This is a genomic window from Streptomyces sp. NPDC013187, from assembly GCF_042899705.1.
Taxonomy (GTDB): domain Bacteria; phylum Actinomycetota; class Actinomycetes; order Streptomycetales; family Streptomycetaceae; genus Streptomyces; species Streptomyces hawaiiensis_A.
Window position 1 is genome coordinate 48,545 of sequence record NZ_JBIBAF010000029.1, and the last position, 19,027, is coordinate 67,571.

General features: G+C 69.1%; 18 protein-coding genes. 9 read left to right on the plus strand and 9 right to left on the minus strand.

All coding sequences use genetic code 11. From position 1 onward, the window contains the following. The 9 genes from ACFY5B_RS38225 to ACFY5B_RS38265 form a co-directional block, all read right to left on the minus strand. The coding region (locus ACFY5B_RS38225; protein WP_389979461.1) for an acyl carrier protein at nt 1-687 on the minus strand (687 nt) is incomplete at its 3' end. A gap of 23 nt (nt 688-710) precedes the next feature. Continuing rightward, on the minus strand, nt 711-1,463 hold the full coding sequence (locus ACFY5B_RS38230) for a TylF/MycF family methyltransferase (RefSeq protein ID WP_389979463.1): 753 nt from the start codon (nt 1,461-1,463) through the stop codon (nt 711-713). Nucleotides 1,464-1,492: 29 nt separating this feature from the next. Continuing rightward, the gene (locus ACFY5B_RS38235) at nt 1,493-2,413 is read right to left on the minus strand and encodes a hypothetical protein (RefSeq protein ID WP_389979466.1); all 921 of its coding nucleotides are present in this window, start codon (nt 2,411-2,413) and stop codon (nt 1,493-1,495) included. A 2-nt stretch (nt 2,414-2,415) separates the two neighbouring features. Then, the gene (locus tag ACFY5B_RS38240; protein WP_389979469.1) at nt 2,416-3,651 is read right to left on the minus strand and encodes an ATP-grasp domain-containing protein; all 1,236 of its coding nucleotides are present in this window, start codon (nt 3,649-3,651) and stop codon (nt 2,416-2,418) included. Beyond that, on the minus strand, nt 3,648-5,114 hold the full coding sequence (locus ACFY5B_RS38245; protein WP_389979472.1) for an FAD/NAD(P)-binding protein: 1,467 nt from the start codon (nt 5,112-5,114) through the stop codon (nt 3,648-3,650). Before ACFY5B_RS38245 ends, ACFY5B_RS38240 begins: the two co-directional genes overlap by 4 nt. Continuing rightward, on the minus strand, nt 5,111-5,326 hold the full coding sequence (locus ACFY5B_RS38250; protein ID WP_389979475.1) for a hypothetical protein: 216 nt from the start codon (nt 5,324-5,326) through the stop codon (nt 5,111-5,113). The genes ACFY5B_RS38245 and ACFY5B_RS38250 overlap by 4 nt, the downstream gene beginning before the upstream one ends. Nucleotides 5,327-5,781: 455 nt before the next feature. Then, the gene (locus ACFY5B_RS38255; protein WP_389979478.1) at nt 5,782-6,450 is read right to left on the minus strand and encodes a class I SAM-dependent methyltransferase; all 669 of its coding nucleotides are present in this window, start codon (nt 6,448-6,450) and stop codon (nt 5,782-5,784) included. 87 nt (nt 6,451-6,537) lie between these two features. Further along, nucleotides 6,538-6,849 (minus strand): AzlD domain-containing protein, encoded by a 312-nt coding sequence (locus tag ACFY5B_RS38260; protein WP_389979481.1) that lies wholly within the window; start codon nt 6,847-6,849, stop codon nt 6,538-6,540. Beyond that, the gene (locus ACFY5B_RS38265; RefSeq protein ID WP_389979484.1) at nt 6,846-7,607 is read right to left on the minus strand and encodes an AzlC family ABC transporter permease; all 762 of its coding nucleotides are present in this window, start codon (nt 7,605-7,607) and stop codon (nt 6,846-6,848) included. The genes ACFY5B_RS38260 and ACFY5B_RS38265 overlap by 4 nt, the downstream gene beginning before the upstream one ends. 216 nt (nt 7,608-7,823) lie before the next feature. Here ACFY5B_RS38265 and ACFY5B_RS38270 point away from each other — a divergent pair, with 216 nt between their 5' ends. The 9 genes from ACFY5B_RS38270 to ACFY5B_RS38310 all read left to right on the plus strand — a co-directional run. Then, nucleotides 7,824-8,804 (plus strand): cysteine synthase family protein, encoded by a 981-nt coding sequence (locus ACFY5B_RS38270; protein WP_389979487.1) that lies wholly within the window; start codon nt 7,824-7,826, stop codon nt 8,802-8,804. A 136-nt stretch (nt 8,805-8,940) separates the two neighbouring features. Next, nucleotides 8,941-10,605, plus strand: coding sequence for a hypothetical protein (locus ACFY5B_RS38275; RefSeq protein ID WP_389979490.1), 1,665 nt, complete (start codon nt 8,941-8,943; stop codon nt 10,603-10,605). Nucleotides 10,606-10,651: 46 nt separating this feature from the next. Beyond that, complete coding sequence (locus tag ACFY5B_RS38280; protein ID WP_389979492.1) at nt 10,652-11,122, plus strand: DUF2000 domain-containing protein; 471 nt, start codon at nt 10,652-10,654, stop codon at nt 11,120-11,122. Between the two features lie 69 nt (nt 11,123-11,191). Then, nucleotides 11,192-12,226 (plus strand): 2,3-diaminopropionate biosynthesis protein SbnB, encoded by a 1,035-nt coding sequence (locus tag ACFY5B_RS38285; RefSeq protein WP_389979495.1) that lies wholly within the window; start codon nt 11,192-11,194, stop codon nt 12,224-12,226. 77 nt (nt 12,227-12,303) lie between these two features. Continuing rightward, nucleotides 12,304-13,515, plus strand: a complete 1,212-nt coding sequence (gene metK, locus ACFY5B_RS38290; protein WP_389979498.1) for a methionine adenosyltransferase — start codon at nt 12,304-12,306, stop codon at nt 13,513-13,515. Between the two features lie 35 nt (nt 13,516-13,550). Continuing rightward, nucleotides 13,551-14,534, plus strand: a complete 984-nt coding sequence (locus ACFY5B_RS38295) for a carbohydrate kinase family protein (RefSeq protein ID WP_389979501.1) — start codon at nt 13,551-13,553, stop codon at nt 14,532-14,534. After that, nucleotides 14,531-18,037 carry a methionine synthase gene (metH, locus tag ACFY5B_RS38300; RefSeq protein WP_389979504.1) on the plus strand — a complete coding sequence of 1,169 codons (3,507 nt, stop codon included), beginning with the start codon at nt 14,531-14,533 and terminating at the stop codon, nt 18,035-18,037. The genes ACFY5B_RS38295 and metH overlap by 4 nt, the downstream gene beginning before the upstream one ends. Then, nucleotides 18,034-18,924: a methylenetetrahydrofolate reductase [NAD(P)H] gene (metF, locus tag ACFY5B_RS38305; RefSeq protein ID WP_389979507.1), complete on the plus strand. Its 891-nt coding sequence runs from the start codon at nt 18,034-18,036 to the stop codon at nt 18,922-18,924. Before metH ends, metF begins: the two co-directional genes overlap by 4 nt. Continuing rightward, the coding region (locus ACFY5B_RS38310; RefSeq protein WP_389979510.1) for an adenosylhomocysteinase at nt 18,890-19,027 on the plus strand (138 nt) is incomplete at its 3' end. The genes metF and ACFY5B_RS38310, both read left to right, overlap by 35 nt.

A 19,027-nucleotide genomic window follows, 5' to 3' on the forward strand; every position in this document is an offset into this window, starting at 1 on the left:
GGCGCGACCGGCGGACGCGGGCACGCGGGCCGGCGGACGGCGGGTGGTCGGGGCGACAGGGGCCGGCTCGGCGGCAGTGGCGTCGGTCCGGTCCGTCTCCGGTCCGGGCTGGGCGGCGGGCGGAGCGGACGGAGCGCCGGCGGCCTCGCCCGCTCGCAGACCGCTGAGGACCTTCAGCTGTTCGGCCGTCAGCTCGGAGAATCGGGTCATCATCGTGCCCGCGAGCCGCAGTTGGTCGGTGAACAGGGTGAGCGCGGACTCGATGGCGTCTCCGCTCGGCACCGGAGGCGGCGCGACGGGCGTGGTGGGCACGGGAGCGGGTGGGACGGGCTCCGCGGGCGCGACCGGTACCTGAGCCGAAAGAGCCGACGCAGCCGGAGCAGCCGACGCAGCCGGAGCAGCGGAGGCCGCCGGGGCAGCGGAGGCCGCCGGAGCAGCGGAGGCCGCCCGGGGCGTGGCACGGTCCGCCACCGTCGCGGCCAGCTTCTCCGGGGTGTCGACGTCCGTGAACAGTTCACGCAGGGACACCCGTACCCCGAACTCGGACTGCACAGCCCTGGCCAGTGCCATGAGCGACAGCGAGTCCGCCCCCGCGGCGACGAACGAACCTCCGGGGTCGAGCTGTTGCGCCGGGACGGCAAGCCGGTCCGAGACAAGGGCGAGCACCTCGCCCGCGGTTACGGTCACTTCCGCTGCTCCATTCCTCGGGCTCATGCCGCACGCCGCCAGTAGACGCCCAGGCCGTCGATGTCCTGGATGGGGTCGGTGACCCCGTACTCGGCCCTCCAGTCGTGCACGGCTTCGGCGCACACGGGGATGTGGTAGTCGTCCACGATCACGAATCCGCCGGGCGAGAGCTTGGGATACAGGTGGACCAAGGTGTCCATCGTCGACTCGTACAGATCGCTGTCCAGCCGCAGCACGGCGAGCCGGTCCACCGGAGCGGTGGGCAGCGTGTCGCGGAACCAGCCGGGCAGGAACCGCACCTGCTCGTCGAGCAGGTCGTAGCGCTCGAAGTTCCGGCGGACCGTGGGCAGATCCGTCGCCATGAAGTCGTTGTAGCGGTCGGAGGCGAGCTCCCGGTCCCCCGCATGGGTCGACGCGTCCGCGGCCGGCATGCCTTGGAAGGAGTCCGCCACCCACACGCGCCGGTCGGTCACGCCGTGGGCCTTGAGCACGGCCCGCATGAAGATGCAGGTCCCGCCGCGCCACACGCCGGTCTCGATGAAGTCGCCGGGTACGCCGTCCGCGAGCGCCGTCTTCACGCAGTGCTCGACGTTCTCGAGGCGGCGTATTCCGATCATGGTGTGCGCCACGCTCGGCCAGTCGACACCGAGTCTGCGGTTGAGCTCGTCGTACTCGTGGGCGGGGGCCCAGCTGGCCGGTACGGGCGCGTCCTCGTAGATGGTGTTCGCCAGTACCTTCTTCATCAGATCCAGGTAGAGCTGTGCCGTCGGATCCATGCAATCGTTCCTGTCGGATGGGGTGCGTCTCACGCTTTGGTGGCAAGGGGCGGCTGCGCCGCGACCGGTGCGGGCCTGTCTTTGCCGGAGACCCGGACGTACCAGACCGCGACCAGGATCAGTGCGCAGATCTGGGCGAGCGCGACGGCGTCGAAGGAGCCGTGGAAGGCCGTCTCCGCCAGGTAGGTGACGCCTGGCAGGGTGGTGAGGAGGACCATCGCCACCATGGGGTCGGTACGTTGCAGTCCGGCCTGCAGTGCGAAGAGCGGAAGGGTCACCGCGAGCACGCCGGTGAGCAGCATGGTCAGCAGCTCTCCGGTGTGGTCGCCGCCGGGTCCGCCGACGAGGAGCAGGAGCAGTCCGCCGCACAGGTATGTGAGGTGGAAGCGGTGTGCCGTGACGTACACGGGGTCGACGCCTCGCCGTCCCAACTCGGCGGACAGCAGGGCGAGTACGGGCGCACCGACCCCGGCGACGATCACCAGGGCCAGGCCTACCGCCGTCCCGGGCCCGACCGCGCCGTCCGCGGTGAACCGCTGTCCGATCGCGACACCGAGCAGTACGAGCACGACCGCTGCGAACCAGCCCTGCCGGGACACTCGACGGCCCTGCCCGGCGAGGCCGAGCAGCCCGAGCACGATCGGGCCGATGGCCGTCTCGACACCGGTCGCCAGAGTGGCCGGCACCCAGGTCAGGGAGGCGTAGAAGCTGAGGAAGGTGACGGCCGTGACGACGTTCATCGCCATCAGCAGACCGCGGGTCCCAGGGGCGGCGGGCGTGCGTCCCCTCCGCAGCCGACGGGCCAGCAGAACCGTGTTGAACAGCACCGCGGCGGCGCCGAATCCGGCGCAGGAGAGCGCCAGGCTGCCACTGGAGTCCAGGGTGCCCGACACGAAGCCGTACACGCCCGCCTGCAGCAGCACGGAGGCGACGATGCAGAGAACGGGCATGGTCAGCCCCCGACTTCGGTGACCTGGAACAGGGTTCCTGAGTCCTCCATCTCATGCAGCACCGCGAGGCTGTGCTCGATGAGTTCGGCGTCCTCGTGCACGAAGAAGGCCGTGCCGCAGGAACCCGTGGTCAGCTGGGTGTCCCGCAGTACGTCGTTGACCTGCGGTAGCCGGGCCACGCTGTGGAAGCCGGGCAGCCGGCGCAGTTCGCGCAGGCCGTCGGCGGAGGTCAGGATGCCCGGGCGGTCGGCGCGGAGGAAGACCTTGGCCAGGGTGCGGGCCGGCCCGTACGGCAGGTCGAACCGGTTGTGGAAGTCGTCGGGTCGCAGCAGCCGTTCGACGACCAGGTGAGGGCTGCCGTAGCCGAAGGCGCAGTGGTAGGCGTCCGGTGACAGATAGGGGCCCATGAGCCGCGAGTTGACCTCGACGAGCCTGGGCCCGTCGGCGGTGAGCATCACCTCGGTGTGGGCCGGGCCGTCTTTCAGGCCGAGCGCGTCGAGGCAGTTCATGGTGTAGTCGACGAGCTCCTGCTCGCGCTCGTCCGGAATGGTGCGGCTGATGATGTGCCGCAGCACCGGACTGCCCTCGATGCGGTCGATGCGCTCGGCGTACAGCTCGGCGAGCAGATGCCGGCCGTCCATGCTCACCGTGTTGACGATGTACTGGGAGCCGGAGAGGAACTCCTGCGCGAGGACTCCTTCATTGATCTCACCCATGAGGTTGCGCTGTCCCACGACCGCTCGGAAGGCGGTGAGGGCCTCGTCCCCGGTGGAGCAGATCCGGCAGCCGTCACTGCCCGCGCTGTTGAACGGCTTGATCACCATCGGGTACGACGCCCATGAGGCCAGGAGGGCCCTCAGCTCGTCCTCGGTGCGCACGACCGCGCTGCGGGCGTGGGCGAGGCCGGCATCGGCGAGGGCCTGCTGCATCAGGTACTTGTCGCGGCGGGCCGAGCGCAGTTCGTGCTTGTGATACGGGAGTTGAAGCCGCTCGGCGAGCTCGTCGGCAAGGGTGACGCCGAACTCGCTGCCCGCGACGACGGTGCGCACGCCCAGTGCGCGCAGCTGCTCAGCCGTGCTGTCGAGGTCGGTGTGCAGGACGGTCTTGATGCCGGTGCGCTCCGTACCCGCCAGCGGCGCGCGGTCCTCCGGGTGGACCTCGAGGAATGCGGCCCCCTCCTCCTGGAGGGCGTCGGCGAGCTGGGCGCCGCTGGAGGCCGGGATGACGAGCGCGATCACAGAGCGGTCCTTTCGGCGAGCGGGGCTGCTTCAACGGTGCGGGGACGGACGATCTGGTCTCCGGCCACGGCCGCGTGCTGAGCGGCCGCGCGCAGGTAGTTGACGATGGGGTGACGGGCGCCCGCGGCGGCGCCGAGGACCCAGATGCGTTCCGGGGTGCCGCGTTCGGGGAACCGGACCCGCAGGTCGGCGAGGAGTTCGGGCTGCGGGCCGTCCCCGTCGTAGCCGACCTGCAGCCGGCCGACGGCTCCGGTGAGCCGCCGGGTGCGGTATCCGGCGGCGACGACCACCTGGTCGAAGCTCTCGTACGAGCCGTCCGGCCAGTGCACCCGCCACCCGGCGTCGGTCCGCTCGATCCGCCGCGGGTAGCCGGGGGACACGCGCAGCCTGCCCGCCGCGGCGTGGAATGCGAGCAGCTTGGCGTTGCGCACCGGAATCGCGGAGATGTACCGCGACATCAGGGTGCGGTAGCGGGCGAGGACGTCGGCGGCGGCCCGGGGCCGCCAGTGCGGTACGTGCTCGTTCAGTGCGTCGATGACCTCGGCGACGATGTCCTGCCACGGTACGCGGCCGTCGTCGGCGAACTGGGCCTCCTCACGCAGCAGCCGAGTGGCCATGTCCGCGCCGGAGCGGGCGCGGACGGCGCGCGTCGTGGGGTGGCTGCGCCGTATGGCTCGCACGAGCATGCGGGTGAGCGAGCCGTCGAAGGAGGCCTTCTCGGGGTCGAGTGCCGCCCAGTCGCGTCGGCCGATGGCGGGCTCGGCGCTGCGGCGCAGTCGGGTGCGCACAGCCGGCAGGGTGGCGGAAGGAGAGGTGAGGACGCAGTACCGACGGCCCTGCTGGGACAGGACGAGGGCGGCGTCGATGGCCGACAGCTTGGAGCCGAGCACGAGAACCCGCGCGTCGTGCGGCAGTCGCCGCAACCGGTCGGTCGGATAGGGCGATTCGAGCAGGCGCGGGTCGCCCCGGTGGGCGCTGACCTCGGCCGGCAGCCGGGGAGCCTCGGCTCCCGCGCAGAAAAGGATGTCGGTGCCCGTGACGGTGGCGCCGTCGCCCAGCTCGACCTGGTACGTGCCGTCGTCGAGGCTGTTGATGGCAACCGCCCGTTCCCGGATGTGGGTGACCCTGGTGCCCGCGGCGCGGGCCCGGTCGCGGTACTGGCCGTAGCGCTCCCGGCAGTACTGCCCGACGAGGTAGCGGGGCACGAAGTCGTCGCGGTGCACGGGATGTCCGCGTGCCGCCAGATAGTCGAGGAAGTCGGAACGCCCTTCGCTCAGCAGGGACGTCACGTCCACGGAGGTGTTGCACAGCAGCGTGGGGTCGGTGGTGCCGAAAGCGGTGCCGAACCCGATCGCGCCGGGCGCCACCAGGGTGATGCGTTCGATGCCGGGCGCGCCGGCCACGTGGGCCAACGCGCTGACAGCGGTGGCGCCGCCTCCGATGATGACAATTCTCTTGGTCACAGGCCTATCCGTCGCAGCTCAACTGGTTCCCGGCCGGGCAGCTCGGCCGGGGCGGGCAGGTGGGTGTCGGCTGGTTCCAGGGACACCGGGCGGTGCGCGCGGCCGCGTCGGTCTGCCTGTGCGAGGGAACCGGCGACGGCGAGAGGCGACAGGGGAACTTTGTCGGGTGTGCCGGTGATCATGAAACCGGCCACGGCGATGCGTGTCTTCATTCCCGTCCACTCACTTGCTGATGGGTCTTCGGACCTGGCTGGGTCGGCGGTCCCCGGCCGGAAGGCGCCCTTGTCCGGGGCAGGCCGGGATCGGCCCGGCCGACGGCGTTCGCGACCTGGGCCCTGGATCGTGAGGCGAGGGTGTACGGATCACCGACGGTGCGTCGCGGTCCGCCGGAAGCGGCCGCGCGCAGGCCTCGCGAAGGGAGGACCGCACGGCGGCACGGAGGGTGTTACGGCGGCACGGAGGAGGTTGCCGGTCGTCCGGAGGAACGCGTCTCGCACGGAGCCGCAGGTATCCGCCGCGGGGACTTCGCTCGACGTGCCCGCACTCGGGCCGCACTCGGCCCGTGGCCGGGCCGGGCGCCGTGGTGAAGAGAGAATGTTCGATGGGCCCAGGGCGGCCCTGCCTCAGGATGCCGGGCAGGACCGCCCTGCGAAACGCCTGGACCGGATCAGCCCTGCGGCGTGGCGTACACAACCCAGTTGTCGTGGGTGTGCGGGTAGGGGCGGAAGTCGCCGTGCGGCGGGTCGTCCCAGGAGATCCGGCGGATCTCGTGAATGGTCCAGTCGGAGAAGAGCTCGCGCATCTCCTCCTCGCTGTAGTAGCGGAACAGCGTGTCCTTGTAGGCGAAGGTGTGGGGCGCGATCTCCTCGCCCTCGCCGTACGTGCCGTCCTTGAGCGTGAAGGCATTGGTGACGAACAGGCCGCCGGGCGCCACGATGCGACGGGCCTCGGCTATCAGGTCCGTGGGGTCCTGGATCTGACCGAAGACGTCGAAGCACGTCACCGCGTCGACCGAGGAGTCGATGAGCGGCAGCTTCGTCGCGTCGGCGCGCAGCAGGAACGAGCGCTGCTTGATCACATCCCGGGCGTGCGCCAGGCCGGTGGGGGCGATGTCGACGCCGACCGCGTTGAACCCGGCGTCGGCCAGGGCCGCGAGGTTGCGCCCGTCACCACAGCCCAGGTCGACGACCGTACGAACGCCGCGAGCTTCGAGGGCCTCAACTGCCTGAGGAATGACCGGAATTGGATCCTCCTGCCACAGCGGACCTGCATCCTGATCCTGGTAGGCCTTCTCCCATCCGTACTGAAGCTCCGCATACTCAGCCGTGCTTGTCATACTGCCTCCTTGGGATGACTTACTTACGTCATCTTATTCATTGTCGATGACTCGTAAAGAGGCGTCTCAAGATCTGAACGCGCACCTTCAACCGGCCAGGTCGAGCCACCTCAGACCCGCGGTGGTGGCGGCCGCAGCCACCACCACGACCAGGAACGGCGCACGCCGCCACACCGCCACACCCGCGACAGCAAGCCCCACGGCCCTTTCGTCGAGGGCGAGTTGCTGCTGGTCGACGAAGGTCTGCGTGGCGATGAGGGCCGCGAGCAGCGCAACGGGCACCACACCCGCGACCCGTGCGACGGCCGGCTGGTCGAGCGCCCTCTCAGGGACCAGCAGTCCGGCCAGCTTGAGCGCGAAACACGCGGCCGTCGCGAGGAGGATCCAGGTCCAGCTCATGAGGCACCTCCGCGCCCGGGCGTACGCTCCCCAGCGCCCGGCCCGTCCGCCGGGACACCGCCCACGGGCCCGCCTTCCGGCGCTTCGTCATCCGCATTCCGGCCATCCTGCCGTCGGGGCCGCACCGTCGGCAGCAGCAGGACGCTCAGAGCCGTCAGCCCGGCGATCACCACGGGCAGGCCCGAACCGACGAGCGGGGACACGGCCACGGCCACCAGGGCCGCGAGGACGAAGACGAACCGGCCGTCACGCTCACGCAGCCTCGGCGCCACCAGGGCCAGGAACGCGGCGGAGGAGGCCACATCGAGCCCGAGCACCTTGGGGTCCGCCAGGAGCGAGCCGGCGAGAGCACCGACCAGAGTGGTCACGTTCCAGAACAGGAACACCACGGAGCCGGTGACCCAGTAGGCGAAGCGACTCGCCGACGGCGTCTGCTTGGCTATCGCCATGGCCGTGCTCTCGTCGCTCAGCAGATGAGCAGCGGGCAGCAGGAGCCTCGCGCGGACATCCAGCACCGGCCGCAGGCTCACCCCGTAGAAAAGACTGCGCACTCCGAGTAGCGTCGCGGTCGCGGATGCGGCAACGCCGCCGCCACCCGCCGCGAGCGTACCCACCAGGGCGAGTTGAGCGGAGCCTCCGTACAGCAGGAGGGACAGGAACTGCGTCTGTCCGATGCTCAGGCCGCTGGAAACGGCCAGCGCCCCGTAGGACAGGCCGTAGGCACCGACGGCCAGCCCGACCCCGAGGGCATCGCGCACAAGCCTCGCTTTCTCCTTGGGCGGCAGTTGGTCTTGCTCCTGGATCACCACGAGGAGCCCTTCCACGAGTCGTGTCGACGGGGGCAGCCCAGATCCTGAGACACCCCCTTTACGTCATGGATCTTACTTAGTATGACTGTCCTGTGTCATCACAGCGGCTGAACATGACATGCAGTAGCGCAGGTGACCGGTCGGCCGCACGACAGGTGAGGGAAGATGAAGCACTACTTGGACCGCTTCGAGGCCCTGCTGGGGCTCACCCCGATCAAGCCCGTCACGATTGATGTCCAGGGGGAGCGACGAACGATCCAGCTGAAGCTCGAGGGGTACAACATCTCCGGCTCCATCAAGGCCCGTACCGCCTACGGCCTGGTACGCGGCCTCGTGCGGGACGGCAGGATCAGGCCCGGAGTGCAACTGCTCGAGTCCACGTCGGGCAACCTGGGCGTGGCCCTGGCCGGCATGGCCCGCTATCTGAACATCGGTTTCACCGCCGTACTCGACCCCATGAGCACGACCGAGGTCCGCACACGCCTGACGGACCTCGGCGCCCACATCGTGATGGTCGACGAGGTCGACGAGGCGGGCGGGTATCTGCTGTCACGGCTCGCCAAGGTCCAGGAGATGCTCGAGATCGACGACAGCTACGTATGGGTCGACCAGTACAACAGTCCCGAGAACCCGGACATACACTGCCGGATGACCGGCCCGGAGATCCTGGATCAGCTGCCGTCCCCTCCGGACGCGCTGTTCGCCGCCGTCTCCACCGGCGGTACGTTCGCCGGGATCAGTCAGTGCTTCCGCGACCGGGGCGTGGCCACCCGCATGGTGGCCGTGGACGTCAACGGCTCCGTCGCCTACGGCGGCCGACCCGGCCGCCGGCACCTGTCCGGCATCGGCGCGAGCCGGCCGTCCTCCTTCCTCAAGGATTCCCTGATCGACCACTACGCCTACGTGGACGTCGGCGAGGCCGCCTACTACTGCCGGACGGTTCTGGCGGAGACGGGTGTTCACCTCGGCGCTTCGTCCGGCGCGGTCGTGGCGGCCTGCGCACGCTATCTGCGTGAGAACCCCGAGGTCCGCGACGCCCTGTGCATCTGCGCGGACGGCGGAGAGAAGTACGAGAGCACCATCTACTCCGACAGGTGGATGCAATCGATCGGGGCGACCGCCCTGCCGACCGGCGTCACCGGATAGGCCTGCGAGATCAGGCGAGTACGCCTGCCCTGAACAAATGAAGGATAGGACCGAGGTGCAGACAAGCAGCTTGGCCGAGCGCTTTCACGCGCTCGAAAGGCATGCCTCAGGCGGCCGACGGGGGGACGTGGAAGACGTGGTCGACGTATCGGCCGGCGAACTCCGGTTCGCCGACGAACATGACGTGGCACAGACGCTCGTGCTCGGCGCGTTGTGTGCCCGCATGGACGGCGGCGCATCGATCGCACCCCTTCTGAGCAAAACCGCCGAACGGTACGTCAAATCCTCGATCCTGTACACGGGTCGGATCCTGCCTCGGGCGATCGAACTGATCGAACTTCTCGACCGCGGAGTGGACGAGAAGTCGCCGGACCTTCTGACCGAAGCGGCCGACCACCTCAGCCAGGGCTGGGCCGACTATCCGCAGTCCGCGTTCCCCGCGGCTTTCGCACGACTCGCCGGCGAACTCGGCCTCGACGTGCCTCTGCGGCAGTTCTCCGAGGTTTCGTTCGTCTCCTGGAAGCAGGGGCTGGCCGACGCTACGGCGAACGACGCGGAGCGGGCGCTGTCCTCCTTCGGAGTGTCGCTCGACCGGTACCGCAACTATCGCTACTACGCGGACGCCGCCTGGCTGCACACGGACCTGGTCATCGCCCATCTGCTGGCCGGCCGCGAGGACCGGGCGTCGGCCACCGCCCAGGCGCAGCGGGACTACGTGGAGGAGATCCTCCGCACCCACCCGCTCGTCGACGGTGGGGCGGACGAGTCGTACGCCTTCCACCTCGGCGACGTACGCAGCGGCAATTACGGCACGTTCGTGGAGTCCTCCACGGTGCGCCCGGATGTGCTCACCACCCGGGACGAAGCACTGCTGAAACGCTATGTGCACACCAGCGAGTACCTCATCGCGGCCTGCCGTTACGGATCCCGACGGGACTTCGACGCGGCGCTCGACGTCTTCTCCTGCGGGTGGTCCGCCTTCCAGGCCTCGCCCTACCCGAGGATCTTCCTGCACCTCGCCGACCGCTACACGGACCACCGCCACGACTGGAACCCCCATCTGACCGCGTACGAGGGCTGGCACCGGATGCTGCGCACCTACCGGATCCGGGTCAAGCCACGCGTACTGATCGACACCGCGACGACTCTGCACGACCGGTTCGCCTACGCGGGCCTGGAGACCAGCGCCGCCGTCGTGCTGCTCGACGCGGCCATCCTGCACGCCCGGCTGCACGGCAAGGCCGACGCGGTGGAGTGGGTCACCCGCTACCTCCAGGAACTGCGTCCCGTTGTACCGGAGATGGTGAATGCGACGGCCCATTACCTGCAGGATCCCCAGAGCAGCCAGTTCCAGTGGCAGCTCAGCAAGTACATCGGGCTGCGCCCCGTCCATTTGACGCCGGCGTTCCCGGTGGAGCTCGGCGCGGACACCGCACCGGATGTCGACCGATTCGAGGTGGCGCTCTACGGATCGCTCCTCTCGCTGGAAGGAATGACCATCTATGAAATCACGCCGCAGCCCCTTACTGATACGCTCAGAGTGCTCGGCGAAGCATTTATGCACCGGCGACCGGATGGCGACGTCCCGTTTCTTTCGGCAACGGAGCTGTCACAGCGCACGAATCGCACTCCGGCAGCAATAGCCCAGACCGTGCGCAGATTCCGGAATACCTGCCAGAAAATCTTCCGAGAATCCGCCGAGTACGAACTGATCCAGGATGCCGTCATCCAAGGCCGCCCCGGATACCGCATCAACCCGGCCAAGGTTCAGCGGTTTCGCGACTACTCCTCGGGCTCCTGACTTTCACGTTCCACATGCAGCCAAGAAAAGGACCGCAGCGTACGCCATGCTCGAAAACACTCGAATCGTAGTAACGCCCGAAGATGTCGACGCGGAATTCAAGTTCGTAGTGGCCCTCAAGGCCAAGCTCGATCCCGGAGTGGCCACGAACGCCGCCTCCCACCTCTGTCTCGGTCTGGTCGCGAAGGCAGCGGCCGAACGTCCCGAACTGCTCCCGCACATGTCGTTCCTCGAGTTCCCGGATGCCGACGCGGGAACCCACGCGCCCGTCTCCGGACTCTCGCTCGTCGTACTCGAGGGCCGCCCCGCCTGGCTGCGTCGGCTGCGCGGCGAAGCGTCCGCGGCCGGACTCCTGAGCACCGACTTCACCGGGCAGATGACCGGGGGCACTTATGCCGACCAGCTTGAGCGCATGCGCCGGACACCGGAGAGCGAACTCGACTACTACGGCGTGGCCGTCTTCGGTCCGCGCGACGCGGTCGACCCGCTGACGAAGAAGTTCTCCCTGCTGCGCTAGCCCCCGCCGGGGCGCCGGCCCGGCTCCGCCCCGTCTCTCCCCCGACACGACCCGAACAGCGAGGTACACATGGATCACCCCGAGCAGTCCCCGGACGAGAGCCTCACCATCGTCCCCGCGGCGGCGGTCAGGGATGTTCTGCAGTCCCTGGGCACTGCGTCCAAGGAGCTTGTCGAGGACATCTACATCAAGGCGGCACAGGGGCAGTTGGTCAACCCCGACAGCCTGTTCCTGCGCCCGGACGAAGGGCGCAGGGAACGCGTCATCGCCCTGCCCGCGTATGTCGCCGGCGACTCAGAGGCCATGGGGGTGAAGTGGATTTCCAGCTTCCCGGAGAACCTCGGCCTCGGGCTGCCCCGGGCGTCCGCCCTGATCGCTCTCAACGATCCGCGCACCGGCTTCCCCCGGGCCGTCCTGGAAGGAGCACAGATCAGCGGGCACCGCACCGCGCTGTCGGCGGCGGTCGGCGCGGAGGCGCTGCGCGCGGGCGACCGTGCGCCGGCCAAGGTGGCGGTCATCGGCACGGGCTACATCTCGCGCACCACCCTGGAGGTGTTCGCGGGCCTGGGCTGGACCGGCGAACGGCTCGTCGTGTTCGACCTCGACCACGAACGCGCGCAGAGCTTCGCCGCGGAGACCAGGACGCTCCCCGGTCGGCTCACGGCCGACGTCTCCACGGCCGCCACCCTCCGGGAGGCCGTGGAGGACGCGGACGTCGTGCTCTTCGCCACCACCGCGGTCGTGCCGCACCTCAGCGAGTCGAGCTGGTTCAAACACGACGCCGTGGTCCTGCACATGTCTCTGCGCGACCTGACGCCCGAGGCCATGGCCGGCGCCGTGCACGTGGTCGACGACGTGTCGCACGCCCTGCGCGAGAAGACCTCGCTCGCCCTCGCTGTCGAACAGGGCACCGTGCAGCGCCAGGACATCGTCCCCGTCGGTGACCTGCTGCGCGGCACGGTCAAGCCCGACCGCGGCACACGAGCCGTCTACTCCCCCTTCGGCCTCGGTTCGCTGGACATCGCCCTGGCCAGGCTCGTCCTGGACAGGGCGCGGGGTGCGGCGGGCGTCGTGACCGTTCCCGGCTTCACATGCACTTCCTGACCCTCACCTTCCCGCCGTTCACCCGGCCTCACCCCCATGTGCCCAGTGCCCCCTTATCAAGCAGAGGAGAAACGGCGATGTCCCGTCGACTGTTCACTTCGGAGTCCGTGACCGAGGGCCACCCCGACAAGATCGCAGACCGGATCAGTGACACGATCCTGGACGCGCTGCTGCGAGAGGACCCGGCCTCCCGGGTGGCGGTGGAGACGCTGATCACCACCGGTCAGGTGCATATCGCCGGCGAGGTGACCACCAAGGCGTACGCCCCCATCGCGCAGCTGGTGCGCGACACCATCCTGGACATCGGCTACGACTCGTCGGCCAAGGGCTTCGACGGCGCCTCGTGCGGGGTGTCGGTGTCCATCGGCGCGCAGTCCCCGGACATCGCGCAGGGCGTGGACAGCGCCTACGAGCGGCGTGTCGAGGGCGACGAGGACGAACTGGACGCGCAGGGCGCCGGTGACCAGGGCCTGATGTTCGGCTACGCCACCGACGAGACGCCCACGCTGATGCCGCTGCCCATCGACCTGGCGCACCGGCTGTCGCGGCGCCTGACCGAGGTCCGCAAGAACGGCACGCTGCCCTACCTGCGCCCCGACGGCAAGACACAGGTGACCATCGAGTACTCGGGCAGCCGCCCCGAGCGCCTGGACACCGTCGTGGTCTCCAGCCAGCACGCCGCCGACATCGACCTGGACACCCTGCTCGCCCCCGACATCCGCGAACAGGTGGTCGAGCACGTCCTGGCCGAACTCGCCCTGGACGGCATCAAGTTGGACACCGAAGGCTACCGTCTGCTGGTGAACCCCACCGGGCGCTTCGAGACCGGCGGCCCGATGGGTGACGCGGGTCTGACCGGCCGCAAGATCATCATCGACACCTACGGCGGCATGGCCCGCCACGGCGGCGGCGCCTTCTCCGGCAAGGACCCCTCCAAGGTCGACCGCAGCGCCGCCTACGCCATGCGCTGGGTCGCCAAGAACATCGTCGCCGCAGGCCTGGCCGCACGGTGCGAGGCCCAGGTCGCGTACGCCATCGGCAAGGCCGAGCCCGTCGGTCTGTTCATCGAGACCTTCGGCACCGCCACCGTCGCCCAGCACACCATCGAAGAGGCCGTCGCAGACGTCTTCGACCTGCGCCCCGCCGCCATCATCCGCGACCTCGACCTCCTCCGCCCGATCTACACACAGACCGCCGCCTACGGCCACTTCGGCCGCGAGCTCCCCGACTTCACCTGGGAACGCACCGACCGCGCCGCCGCCCTCCGCAAGGCCGCCGGCCTGTCCTGAACCAGGTCTGCCCACAGGCAAGAAGGGAGATGGCTGTGCGCATTGCAGTCACCGGTTCGATAGCCACCGACCATTTGCTGATCTTCCCCGGCCGCTTCAAGGAGCAGCTCCTCACCGAACAGCTCGACCGGGTGTCGTTGTCGTTCCTCGCCGACCGCCTGGACGTGCGCCGAGGAGGAGTCGCGGCGAACATCGCCCTGGGGCTCGGCCGTTTCGGTCTGCGTCCTGTGCTGGTCGGTGCCGCGGGCGTGGACTTTCCGGAGTACGACGCCTGGCTCAGGGAGCACGGTGTGGACACGTCGTCGGTCCGGGTCAGCGAAACGCTGCACACCGCCCGCTTCGTGTGCACCACGGATGCCGACCAGAACCAGATCGCCACCTTCTACGCGGGAGCCATGGCCGAGGCCGGCCGGATCGACCTGGGCGAAGTGCATCGAGGTGGGGAGCCTCTCGACCTCGTCATCGTCGGTGCCGACGACCCCGGGGCGATGCTGCGCCACACCACCACCGCTCACGCGTTGGGTGTTCCGGTCGCGGCCGACCCTTCCCAGCAACTGGCCCGCTTGGACACCGAACAGACTCGGCGTCTGGTGGACGGTGCCCATCTGCTGTTCACCAACGAGTACGAGGCCGCTCTGCTCCTCGACCGGACCGGCTGGAGCCGCGATGAGGTTCTCGCCAGGGTGGGAACCTGGATCGTCACCCGCGGCGCCGACGGTGTGTCCCTCGCGGCGGCGGGGGCGGAGACACGGGACATTCCGGCGGTGCGGACGGACGACGTGGTCGACCCGACTGGGGTGGGCGACGCCTTCCGCGCCGGTTTCCTCGCCGGCCTCGCCTGGCGGCTTCCCTACGAGCGCGCGGCTCAACTCGGCTGCGCACTGGCCACGGTGGTGATCGAAGCCATGGGCCCGCAGGAGTACAAGCTGCTCGCCGCGGATCTGCTGGCCAGGATCAGCCGATCCTACGGCCACCAGTCGGCCGAGGACATCGCCTCGCGGCTGGCGGTCACCCCGTGACCGGCTCCGCCCCGGCCCGGGCAGACGCTCTGCGTGAGGCGCTGGCCACCCGTGTGGTGGTGGCCGACGGAGCGATGGGCACGATGTTGCAGGCACAGGATCCTTCGCTGGAGGACTTCCAGCAGCTCGAGGGCTGCAACGAGATCCTGAACATCACCCGGCCGGACATCGTGCGATCGGTACACGCGGAGTATTTCGCGGTGGGTGTCGACTGCGTGGAGACCAACACCTTCGGCGCCAATTTCGCGGCTCTGGGCGAGTACGACATCCCGGAACGGGTTTTCGAGCTGTCCGAGGCCGGTGCGCGCCTCGCTCGCGAGGTGGCCGACGAGTTCACTGTTTCGAGCGGCCGGCAGCGCTGGGTGCTGGGATCGATGGGACCGGGTACGAAGCTGCCGACTCTGGGCCATGCCCCGTACGTGACGTTGCGCGATGCCTACCAGCGGAACGCCGAGGGCATGATCGCCGGCGGCGCGGATGCGTTGCTGGTGGAGACGACGCAGGACCTCCTGCAGACCAAGGCCGCGGTCCTGGGGGCCCGGCGCGCGCTGGAGGCGACGGGCGCGGACCTGCCGGTGATCTGCTCGGTGACGGTGGAGACGACCGGCACCATGCTGCTCGGCACCGAGATCGGGGCGGCGCTGACCGCGCTGGAGCCGCTGGGCATCGATCTGATCGGCCTGAACTGTGCGACCGGTCCGGCCGAGATGAGCGAGCATCTGCGCTACCTGGCCCGGCATGCGAGGGTGCCGCTGTCGTGCATGCCCAACGCCGGTCTGCCGGTGCTCGGCAAGGACGGCGCCCACTATCCGCTCACGCCCGCCGAGCTGGCCGACGCGCAGGAGACGTTCGTCGGCGAGTACGGGCTGTCGCTGGTGGGTGGCTGCTGCGGTACGACGCCCGAGCATCTGCGTCAGGTGGTCGAGCGGGTGCGAGGGGTGGTTCCGGGCGAGCGGGAGCCGCGACCGGAGCCGGGTGCGGCGTCGCTGTATCAGTCGGTGCCGTTCCGACAGGACACCTCGTACATGGCCATCGGCGAGCGCACCAACGCCAACGGCTCGAAGAAGTTCCGTGAGGCCATGCTGGAGGGCCGCTGGGACGACTGTGTGGAGTTGGCCCGCGATCAGATCCGTGAGGGCGCGCACATGCTGGATCTGTGCGTGGACTACGTCGGCCGGGACGGTGTGGCCGACATGGAGGAGCTGGCCGGGCGTTTCGCCACCGCCTCGACGCTGCCGATCGTGCTGGACTCCACCGAGGTGGAGGTGATCCGGGCCGGGTTGGAGAAGCTCGGCGGCCGCGCCGTCATCAACTCGGTGAACTATGAGGACGGCGACGGGCCCGAATCGCGTTTCGCGCAGGTCACGCGGCTGGCCAAGGAGCACGGTGCCGCGCTGATCGCTCTGACCATCGACGAGGAGGGACAGGCCCGCACCGTCGAGGACAAGGTGGCCATCGCGGAGCGGATCATCGCAGATCTGACGGGCACCTGGGGAATCCGTGAGTCGGACATTCTCATCGACACCCTGACCTTCACCATCTGCACCGGTCAGGAGGAGTCCCGCAAGGACGGGGTCCACACCATCGAGGCGATCCGGGAGCTGAAGCGCCGCCACCCGGAGGTGCAGACCACGCTCGGTCTGTCGAACATCTCCTTCGGTCTGAATCCCGCGGCCCGGATCCTGCTCAACTCCGTCTTCCTCGACGAGTGTGTCAAGGCGGGCCTGGACACTGCGATCGTGCACGCCTCGAAGATCCTGCCGATCGCCCGTTTCGACGAGGAGCAGATCAACACCGCGCTGGACCTGATCTACGACCGGCGTGGCGGGGACTACGACCCGCTGCAGAAGCTGATGGCGCTCTTCGAGGGGGCCACCGCCAAGTCGCTGAAAGCGGGCAAGGCCGAGGAACTGGCCGCGCTGCCGCTGGACGAACGGCTCCGACGGCGCATCATCGACGGCGAGAAGAACGGCCTGGAGGCCGACCTGGACGAGGCCCTGCTGAACACGCCCGCCCTGGACATCGTCAACAACACCCTCCTGGAGGGCATGAAGGTCGTCGGCGAGCTGTTCGGCTCCGGGCAGATGCAGCTGCCGTTCGTCCTGCAGTCCGCCGAGGTGATGAAGTCCGCCGTCGCGTATCTCGAACCGCACATGGAGAAGTCCGACGCCGAGGGCAAGGGCACCATCGTGCTGGCCACCGTCCGCGGCGACGTCCACGACATCGGCAAGAACCTCGTCGACATCATCCTGTCCAACAACGGCTACAACGTCGTCAACCTCGGCATCAAGCAGCCGGTCTCGGCGATCCTGGAAGCCGCCAGGGAACACTCCGCCGACGTGATCGGCATGTCGGGGCTGCTGGTGAAGTCCACCGTGATCATGAAGGAGAACCTGGAGGAGCTCAACCAGCGCAAGATGGCCGCCGACTTCCCGGTCATCCTCGGCGGCGCCGCCCTGACCCGGGCCTATGTGGAACAGGACCTGCACGAGATCTACGAGGGCGAGGTCCGCTACGCCCGGGACGCGTTCGAGGGACTGCGCCTGATGGACGCGCTCATCGCCGTCAAGCGTGGCGTGCCCGGCGCCGTCCTGCCCGAACTCAAGCAGCGCCGCGTGCCCACGAAGGCGACCGCGCAGGTGTCGCAGGCCGACGAGGCGCAAGGGGCGGTGCGCTCGGACGTGGCCGTGGACAACCCGGTCCCCACCCCGCCCTTCTTCGGCACCCGTGTCGTCAAGGGCATCCAGCTCAAGGAATACGCGTCCTGGCTGGACGAGAGCGCGCTGTTCAAGGGCCAGTGGGGCCTGAAGCAGAACCGCACCGGCGAGGGGCCCACCTACGAAGAACTGGTCGAGACCGAGGGCCGCCCGCGTCTGCGCGGCTGGCTGGACGAACTGCAGACCAGGAACCTCCTGGAGGCCGCCGTGGTCTACGGATACTTCCCGTGCGTGTCCAAGGGCGACGACCTGATCCTGCTCGACGAGCGGGGCAACGAGCGGACCCGCTTCACCTTCCCGCGCCAGCGGCGGGGCCGCCGGCTCTGCCTGGCCGACTTCTTCCGCCCCGAGGAGTCCGGCGAGACGGACGTGGTGGGCCTTCAGGTCGTCACCGTCGGCTCGAAGATCGGCGGCGCCACGGCCGAGCTGTTCGAATCCCATTCCTACCGCGACTACCTCGAACTGCACGGCTTGTCCGTGCAACTGGCAGAAGCCTTGGCCGAGTACTGGCATGCCCGGGTGCGCGGCGAACTCGGCTTCGCCGGCGAGGACCCCGCCGTCATGGAGGACATGTTCGCCCTGCGTTACCGCGGCGCGCGCTTCTCCCTGGGCTACGGTGCCTGTCCCGATCTTGAGGACCGAGCGAAGATCGCCCACCTCCTGCAGCCGGAACGGATCGGGGTCCAGCTCTCCGAGGAATTCCAGCTCCACCCCGAGCAGTCCACCGACGCCGTCGTCATCCACCACCCCGAAGCCACGTACTTCAACGCGGGAGTCCGCGCATGACGACGTTCTCCTTCGAGTTCTTCCCACCCAAGACCGACAACGGCAACCGCGCGCTGTGGGACACGATCCGCCGGGTCGAGGCCCTGCACCCCGACTTCGTGTCCGTCACCTATGGTGCAGGCGGTTCGTCCCGTGAGCGTACCGTCGACGTCACCCGCCGCATCGCCGCCGAAACCACCCTGCGCCCGGTCGCCCACCTGACCGCCGTGGGCCACTCGGCGGCCGAACTGCGCCGCATCATCGGCCAGTACGCCGATGCCGGCATCCGCGACGTCCTGGCGCTGCGGGGCGACCCGCCCGGCGACCCGAACGCCCCCTGGATCCCCCACCCACAGGGCCTGACGCACGCCGTCGAACTGGTGGAACTCGTCCGCTCCCTGGGAGAGTTCACCATCGGAGTGGCCGCCTTCCCGGAGCGCCACCCGCGCTCGCCCGACTGGGATTCCGAGATCCGGCACTTCGTGGCCAAATGCCGCTCGGGCGCCGACTACGCGATCACGCAGATGTTCTTCGACGTCGAGGACTACCTGCGGCTGAGGGACCGGGTGGCGGCCGCCGGCTGTGACACCCCGATCATCCCGGAGATCATGCCCGCCACCGACGTGCGCCAGATCCGCCGCTTCGCCGAACTGTCCGGAGCGGCATTTCCCGAACACCTCGCGCACCGCCTGGAAGCCGCCCGCGACCGCCCCGCCGACAGTCACGCCATCGGGGTCGAACACGCCACCGCCATGGCCCGGCGCCTGCTCGCCGAAGAGGCTCCGGGACTGCACTACATCACCCTCAACAAGTCCACCGCCACGCTCGAGATCCATCGCAACGTACTGGGCTCGGCAGCGGACTCCGTACCCGATGCAAGGAGCACACGTGTCCTCGTCCACGACTGACGTCACGAACTTCAAGGTCGCCGACCTCTCCCTGGCCGAGTTCGGCCGCAAGGAGATCACCCTCGCCGAGCACGAGATGCCGGGCCTGATGGCGATCCGCAAG